The 7,764-nt window shown below is 42.4% G+C and carries 5 protein-coding genes and 4 tRNA genes; 2 read left to right on the top strand and 7 right to left on the bottom strand.

The annotated features are described in order from the left end of the window. The 4 genes from BUA78_RS17080 to BUA78_RS17065 form a co-directional block, all read right to left on the bottom strand. A partial coding sequence (locus tag BUA78_RS17080; RefSeq protein WP_476580465.1) for a transposase occupies positions 1-188 on the bottom strand: 188 nt, incomplete at its 3' end. 171 nt (positions 189-359) lie between these two features. Further along, positions 360-2,219: a heavy metal translocating P-type ATPase gene (locus BUA78_RS17075; protein ID WP_072916978.1), complete on the bottom strand. Its 1,860-nt coding sequence runs from the start codon at positions 2,217-2,219 to the stop codon at positions 360-362. A 116-nt stretch (positions 2,220-2,335) separates the two neighbouring features. Beyond that, positions 2,336-2,611 (bottom strand): metal-sensing transcriptional repressor, encoded by a 276-nt coding sequence (locus BUA78_RS17070; protein ID WP_072916976.1) that lies wholly within the window; start codon positions 2,609-2,611, stop codon positions 2,336-2,338. Between the two features lie 145 nt (positions 2,612-2,756). Next, positions 2,757-2,843 (bottom strand) — tRNA-Leu (locus BUA78_RS17065). Between the two features lie 282 nt (positions 2,844-3,125). On the opposite strand from BUA78_RS17065, the gene BUA78_RS20335 reads away from it, so the two are divergent. After that, positions 3,126-3,287 carry a hypothetical protein gene (locus BUA78_RS20335; RefSeq protein ID WP_175549059.1) on the top strand — a complete coding sequence of 54 codons (162 nt, stop codon included), beginning with the start codon at positions 3,126-3,128 and terminating at the stop codon, positions 3,285-3,287. A 49-nt stretch (positions 3,288-3,336) separates the two neighbouring features. On the opposite strand, the gene BUA78_RS17060 is transcribed toward BUA78_RS20335, so the two are convergent. The 3 genes from BUA78_RS17060 to BUA78_RS17050 form a co-directional block, all read right to left on the bottom strand. After that, positions 3,337-3,411 (bottom strand) — tRNA-Gln (locus BUA78_RS17060). Between the two features lie 3 nt (positions 3,412-3,414). Then, positions 3,415-3,500 (bottom strand) — tRNA-Tyr (locus BUA78_RS17055). Between the two features lie 86 nt (positions 3,501-3,586). Continuing rightward, positions 3,587-3,662, bottom strand: a tRNA-Glu gene (locus BUA78_RS17050). 255 nt (positions 3,663-3,917) lie between these two features. Between BUA78_RS17050 and BUA78_RS17045 the strand changes: the two genes are divergently transcribed. After that, positions 3,918-7,712: a response regulator gene (locus BUA78_RS17045; protein ID WP_072916974.1), complete on the top strand. Its 3,795-nt coding sequence runs from the start codon at positions 3,918-3,920 to the stop codon at positions 7,710-7,712. The last annotated feature ends 52 nt before the right edge of the window (positions 7,713-7,764 follow it).

The raw sequence follows: 7,764 nt of genomic DNA, 5'->3' as shown, positions 1-7,764 counted from the left end.
TTGAATAATACAACAGGATCAATAGAGGGGCGACCATTATCAGAACAATAATAAGGCTGCACTTTTTCTCTAATAAACGAAAAATCTATGTACTTATCTATCTTTCGTAGTAAATGGTTTTGAGGAACTAATTCTTCAATACAAACAAATTCAAAACTGCTTTGAGTCTTGTCATTTGAGGTTAGTATTTTTACCACCTACAATCTTGCATTTTCTTCCATTATATCATAAAAAAAGCCCTAAACCTTTGATTTTCATGGTTTAGGACTACTTATCTTTAAATATCTACTATCATTGGCTTTCTCAACAGCCTGAAATAACTCCGTTTTACCGGAGTTATTGCTTGGAGCATCACTCTTTTAGGGTTTCTTTCTCCATTTGAGCAGTAACGATGAATTGATAATGACTGCCACAGAGCCCACATTATGTACGAGAGCTCCCACAACGGGATTCAGTATGCCGGTGATTGCCAAGGCAATCGCGGCAAAGTTGAGTAACATGGATGCCACAAGGTTGATGTTGATGGTGTGCATAACCTTTCTTGATAACAATAGCAGGTGCGGGATTTCTTTTATATCGTCACCGACCAGGACAATGTCCGCAGCTTCGATGGTAATGTCACTTCCAATGCCTCCCATGGCAATACCAACCTGGGCGGCTTTGAGTGCTGGAGCGTCGTTGATACCGTCACCTACCATACAAACAGGCTCACCGCTATTCTGATACTGCTTAATTGCAATCAGTTTATCTTCGGGCAGACAGTTTGCCCTCACATCGGTAATACCCGCAATTTTCGCAATATGGTTTGCGGCTTGTGGTGCATCCCCCGTGAGAAGCACCGTTTTTGTGCCGGTTTCATTGATTTCTTTAACAGTTTGGGTGGCATCAGGCCGGAGTGTATCGGAAAGAGCAATCAAACCAATCACGTGTTTTTTATCCAACACATAGATGACGGTACTACCGTCTGCTTTTGCGTTGTCCACGCTTTGTACAAGCTGTTCCGGTATCTCTAAATGATGGTCGATCACAAGTGCTTCATTTCCTGCAAAAATCTCATATCCCTGCACTGTTGCCATAACACCCCGTCCTGGCAATAGCTGAAACGCCTCCGGCTCCGCAGGGGATTTACCGCGTCCTTGCCTGTAATGTGCTACAATAGCTTTTCCAAGGGGGTGCTCCGAGTGCAATTCCGCCGTTGCCGTGATTTCAAGCAGTTTGTTACTGTCCATATCCGTAGCGCAGCTTTCCACCCGCATTACAGAAGGCTTGCCCTTGGTGAGCGTACCCGTTTTGTCAAAGGCAATACGCCGCACCTTTGCCAGACGTTCCAGCGCATCCCCTTGACTAACAAGAATGCCGTATTTTGTGGCATTGCCAATACCTGCCATGATGGCTGTTGGTGTCGCAAGAACTAGTGCACAGGGACAGAACACAACGAGAATGGTTACAGAACGAATAATCTCGCCGGTGACAAACCAGGTAATCACCGCACAAAAGAGGGCGATAACCACAATCCAGGTTGCCCAGCGGTCAGCTATGCCGACAATTTTTGCTTTACCGGCATCTGCCGACTCCACAAGATGTATCATCCGTTGCAGGGAACTGTCTTCGCCAACCTTTTGCGCCACCATTTCAAAGGTACCGAATTGATTAACAGTTCCGCTCTGGACTTCATCTCCTTCGTTTTTGTCAACAGGGAGGGACTCGCCCGTCATCACGGACTGGTCAACGGAAGTCTGACCCTTTGTAATGACGCCGTCCACGGCAATGGTTTCCCCTGCCAGTACCCGGAGAGTATCGCCCACTTTTACCTGTTCAGCGGGGACGACATATTCCTCGCCATCGCGTACTACTTTTGCTGTGGCAGGAGACAGATGTACCAGTTTTTCAATACCGGCACGGGCTTTTGCAACTGTCCGTTCCTCCAAAAAGGCACCAATTGTCATAATGAACGCGACTTCTCCGGCTGCAAATATTTCACCGATTAAAACCGCAGCAATCAAGGCGATGGATACCAACACATCGGCTTTGATATCAAATTCGGTGACAAGCCCGACCATTGCTCCTTTAATAATGGGAATACCGCAGAGCAGGATGGCAAGCCATGCCGCATCAATGGGAAGCATACCAATGTTGAAGAAGCTAACAGCTAACGATACCGCTGAAAGACAAAGAAATAGAATTTTCCACTTCTCGTCATCCTTAAAAAATGCTATCAAACACATCACTCCTTATACCTATGGGGGTATATGTATATTGACAAGAGTATACCCCCGGGGGTATACTCTTGTCAATATAAAAAGCAGCCGATTGTCAGCTGCTTTAGTAAACGATACTATGTCATGCGGGAAAAGTGCTCAACTGCTTTCGCAAAATCAGCAATTGTTTTCTCGGCATCACCGTGTTCTATGCCTTCCCGGACACAATGGTTTAGATGTCCTTCCAAAATCATTTGCCCAACCTTATGTAATGCTCCTTTGGCCGCATTGATTTGAATGAGTATATCTTCGCAGGGAATGTCCTCGTCCACCATTTTATCAATCGCTTTGAGTTGTCCCATGATTTTATTGAGCCTTCTGTGAAGGTTGTCTTGATCCATACATTGGCGCACCAATATCCCTCCTTCCGTATACCTATGGGGGTATATGTAGTATATCATGACAAAAAAGCCTCGTCAATTTTGTATGATATAGCAAAAATCCGAACCCTTCGCCAACAGGAACAACCTGTCGTGAGTGGTTCGGATTATGTGTATTTGGTGCGGCAAAGAGGACTTGAACCTCCACACCCTAACGGGCATAAGAACCTGAATCTTACGCGTCTGCCAATTCCGCCATTGCCGCATGGTTTACTTAGATTTTTTTTCAAGGCAATAGTGATTATAGCAAAGATAAATGAATAGTGCAAGTACTAACTTGATGGTTCTAAAAGCACAAAAAAAAGACCGGTAAATTTTCCTACCGGTACAATGAGCGTAACTTTCAAGTGTACTATTATTATGTCACAATTTGACGAAAATTTATGCAATATAGACGACAAATGTTTTTCTTCTGAAAACTAATAAAATAACATTTATAATATCGGAGAAAATAACACTGGGTAAAAAGCTAAGGGGAGGTTCTGGCATGCGTAAAAGAGTTAGAGGTTTTAGTAAGAACGCGGGCACTCGAGGGGAAGCAGCATTGGTTGGTAAATTTGGTGGATACCATGAAACTTGGGATACCGGCCGTGCTAATGCTATAAAAAAAATGCAAAGAATAACCGGTATCAATCGTCCTTCAACGTAATAAACAATGAAAAAACAGGTAAGAGTTTGTCTCTTACCTGTTTTTTCATTGGCTGGGGTGGCTGGATTTGAACCAACGAATGCCGGAGTCAAAGTCCGGTGCCTTACCGCTTGGCGACACCCCAATATGGTGGAGGGAGAAGGATTCGAACCTTCGAAGTCGTCTGACGGCAGATTTACAGTCTGCTCCCTTTGGCCGCTCGGGAACCCCTCCATATGAAATTGCTAACCAACAGTGTTACTAAGTTAAATTGGTGACCCCTACGGGGAGGGGCTTCGAACAGTGTTACTAAGTTAAATTGGTGACCCCTACGGGATTCGAACCCGTGTTACCGCCGTGAAAGGGCGGTGTCTTAGGCCGCTTGACCAAGGGGCCATAAAGCTAGCGACGAAACTTATTATAACAAAACATCTTTTGTGCTGCAAGCATTTTTATAAGTAATTTTAAATAATGTGTAACATTTTTAATTACTTGTGTGAAAGTTAATTAATTTGTAAGGATTTAGTTAATTAAAATCAATTTTTTTCTGATATCATTACATTTGGTATATTTATACTTTCCCTTAACGAAAAAAGAAGGAAGCTTGTACCGCTTGTAAATAGGTCATATTCTAGGGCAGGAGGGTCACCTGTGAGAAGTAAAGTGGTAGAATTATTAACTTGCAATGAAGAAGTTATTTATCAAAAGATAATCAAATACGCCAAGATGGGTGGTTTCACCCGGAGTAGTTCTACCCGTATGGAAGATTGGCGGTTGTCTGTTCGACAGCTTATTCATTCTCTGGTGATTTTCTTAAAAGAATCAGAACAATACAAGATACAGGTGGATATGGATTTAGCCAATCATCCGATAACTTTTTTAGGCATAAAAAGTGCGCGGCTTCATCGGGCCAGGGGAATTACCTTAAAGATGTTTATAAGTCTGTTTAAATACTATCAGCGCGCGTACTTGGAGTTTATTCGTGAAAGTACATTAGCGGAAGAAGAAAAGTCTGATGCATTAAATGCGGTAGAGTATTTTTTTGATCTTTATGAAATAGGTTTTTGCAGTGAATGGGTTGGAGAAGGGCCGGAATCTAGATTAATTGAACTGCAAGTGGCCAATCAACAATTAACTAATGAAAGAAATAAATTGCGTACTATTTTTGAAAGCATGACAGAATGTGTTTTTGTGGTTAACTCGCAAATGGAAATTATCGAGATTAATGAGGCTGCTGCAGCCTATTTTGAAGTAAATCCGGAAGATGTAATTGGAGTTCATTGCTCTAATTTAATGGGTTGCCAGTGTACAAAGGAAGAATGTCAGCTTTATCAGGCTATGATAACAGGTGGCTGCTATAAAGATGTGGAGGTTGAGGTTAATACCAGACGTGGTCGAAGGCAACTGCTTACTAGCGGCTCTTTTTTACATGATATAAGTGGTGAATACACCGGTGGAGTACAGGTGTTTGAAGATGTTACCGAACGTAATTTAATGCAGCAAAATCTTCGTTTACACATGCAGGCTAACAACAGTTCTATTGAATGTGTAACCATTTTTAATGAAAGTGCCCAACTGACCTATGCCAATGCTGCTGCTGTGGAACTTTTTGGTCGCTCTGAGCAGGAGCTGATTGGCTTAGGCCTTGAAGAGATATATTATCAGAACGAAAAATTGCTTTTATCGCTGGTTAGGGGAGAATCCTGGCGCGGTGAAATAACGCAGACTGGTTGTACCCTGAATGTCCATGCCAACCCCATTCGTCTGACAAGCGGAAAAATAAGTGGCTTTTATGTAGCGGCAAAGGATATTACCAACCATAAAATGACCCAGTTAAAACTGCAGCAGGCCAGAGAAGAAACCGAACGGGAAGCAGCTAAACTTAGGGCAATTATTTCGATAATGAAGGCAGCTATTGCTTTGGTGGATGCCAATGATGTCGTAACCGAAGTAAATGAGCAATGTGCTGCTCTGGCCGGCATGACCAGGGAAGATATTATCGGGAAAAAACTATGGGATATTCACAAGGGGGAAACGCTAGTCAAGGTTCGTTCCATTATCGATGAGTACCGTATCAATCCCAATCATCCGCCTAGAACGATTACCCGCCGTATGGGAGAAATGGATGTAATTATGAACATCCAACCGGTTTACCGCGATCATACCTACGATGGTATTTTACTGATGGTGGTCGATGTTACTGAGGTGGCAGCGGCCAAAAGACAAGCTGAACAGGCCCGGGTAGCAGCAGAAAAAGCGAATCAAGCTAAGTCGGAGTTTTTGGCTAATATGAGTCACGAAATTCGAACTCCCATGAACGGCATACTAGGATTTGCGGAAGTATTAATGCATCAACAACTGGATGCTCAGCAAGAGGAAAGTGTCAAGATTATTCAGCAATGTGGAGAGCAACTGATGGAACTCATTAACGATATATTAGATCTTTCTAAAATAGAATCTGGAAAATTTACTTTAGAAGAAACAGATTTCAGTTTGCGTAAATTAATTTATGAAGCAATAAGTGTAGTTGAACCAAAATTACTGGAAAAAGATGTAGAAATGAAAATTAATATTGAGCCCAACCTACCGGATGACTTTAAAGGTGATCCGACACGGATACGGCAGATTTTAAGTAATCTGCTTTCCAACGCAGCTAAGTTTACGCACCAAGGATTTGTCAAACTTACGGTCAGCCACAATAGCATTGGTAATGAAGACCGCAGATTCAATCTGAAATTTATGGTTGAAGATACCGGCATCGGTATTACCAAGGAGAAACTTACTCTGATTTTTGAAGCCTTTACCCAGGCAGATGGTTCAACAACGCGAAAATTTGGTGGCACTGGTTTGGGCCTCACAATCAGTAAAAACCTGGCTCAGTTAATGGATGGGGAAATGACTGTTGAAAGCGAAGAAAATCAGGGTGCTACATTTGTTTTTACCATTCCGCTTGACCAAGTTGAAGTGCAGCAGGTCGTTCAGTCGGTAGAGGAAAAAGGTGAGCAAAGTTCCGGTGTAGTTTTGGTGGTTGAGGATGACTGGGCTACGAAGCAGTTAATCGCCAACTATTTGGAAAAAGCAGGATATACGGTAATTACTACGGATCAGGGTAAGCAGTCTTTAACCATGGTAAAAATTTATCGGCCAGATATTATTATTCTGGATATATTGTTGCCGGATTTAAACGGTTGGGAGATTTTGCAGAAGATTAAGCTGCAAGAAGGGTGTCAGGATATTCCCATCATCGTCTGCTCCATTTTACCAGAAAAAGAGCGGGCATTTTCTCTGGGAGCGGTGGATTTTCTGGAAAAACCAGTGTCTGAAAAAACATTGATTGAACGGCTTAGGAGGTTAATTGGGCAACGCAACACCGTTGAAAATAACGTTGTTTTAGTGGATGACGATCATAATGTCCTGCAGTTTTTAAGTTGTGTTCTGGGGGAAGCAGGGTATCAGACGCATACATTCATTAAGGCAGAAGAGGCACTAACCTACATCCTAAATGGTGGACTGGTACAAGCCATTATCTTAGATCTTATGATGCCGGGGATGGATGGCTTCGAATTTTTGGATAAAGTTCGTGAAAATCCACAGTTTAAAAATATTCCTGTTTTAATTAATACAGTGAAGGATCTAACCCCGGAGGATTACCAGAAGCTAAACGACAAATATGAAAAAATACTAAACAAGCGGGTGGCGCAGCCGGGGGTTTTACTAGAAGAACTTGCTTCCCTTGTCCGGAGTGGAGTAGCAAACTCCGAATTATCGAAAAAGGCAACAGAAACGAAGCTTACTATTTTGTTAGTAGAAGACAATCGCTTCAATCAAAAATTAATGCGACAACTATTGTCCGAAAAATATCAAGTAATGGTGGCAGAAAATGGGCAACAAGCTATCGATCTGCTGGAAAAAAATAAATTTGATCTGCTCCTAATGGACATGCAAATGCCGATCATGGATGGCTATGAAGCCACCAGACGGATTCGCCAAATGAGCCAATTTCATGATTTACCAATTATAGCCCTCACAGCCCATGCTATGAAAGGTGACTATGAAAAGTGTATTGAGGCCGGCTGTAATGATTATTTAGCAAAACCGGTTAAAAGGGACACCTTACTAAAAACCATTAAACAATATTTAAAAGAGTCCAATAAAAAAATACGCTCAAGGGATACAGGGATAGAGGCTCTGGTACCCTGGTATTTGCAGGATCTATCCGAAGAAATGGATAAACTGAAATATGCAGCTAAAGTCAATGATTTTACCACCGTCCAATATATTGGTCATGGGTTAAAAGGCTCCGGGGGAGCTTATGGCTTCCCTGAATTCTCCGCTCTAGGAGCGTCTATTGAAAAAGCAGCCACCAATAAAGATAGCGATTTAGTTAAGAGCTTGGTAGCAGAACTACGTGAGTTCTATACCAAAATATTGGAAGAAGAACTCTAAATAGAAGGCCTTGTTGGAAAAACTCCGGCAGTATTTGCCGGAGTTTTCTATT

This window comes from Desulforamulus aeronauticus DSM 10349 (assembly GCF_900142375.1).
In the GTDB taxonomy this organism is placed as follows: domain Bacteria; phylum Bacillota; class Desulfotomaculia; order Desulfotomaculales; family Desulfotomaculaceae; genus Desulfotomaculum; species Desulfotomaculum aeronauticum.
The sequence above is the reverse complement of the archived record's forward strand: the minus strand, read 5'-3'. Positions and strand labels throughout refer to the sequence as shown.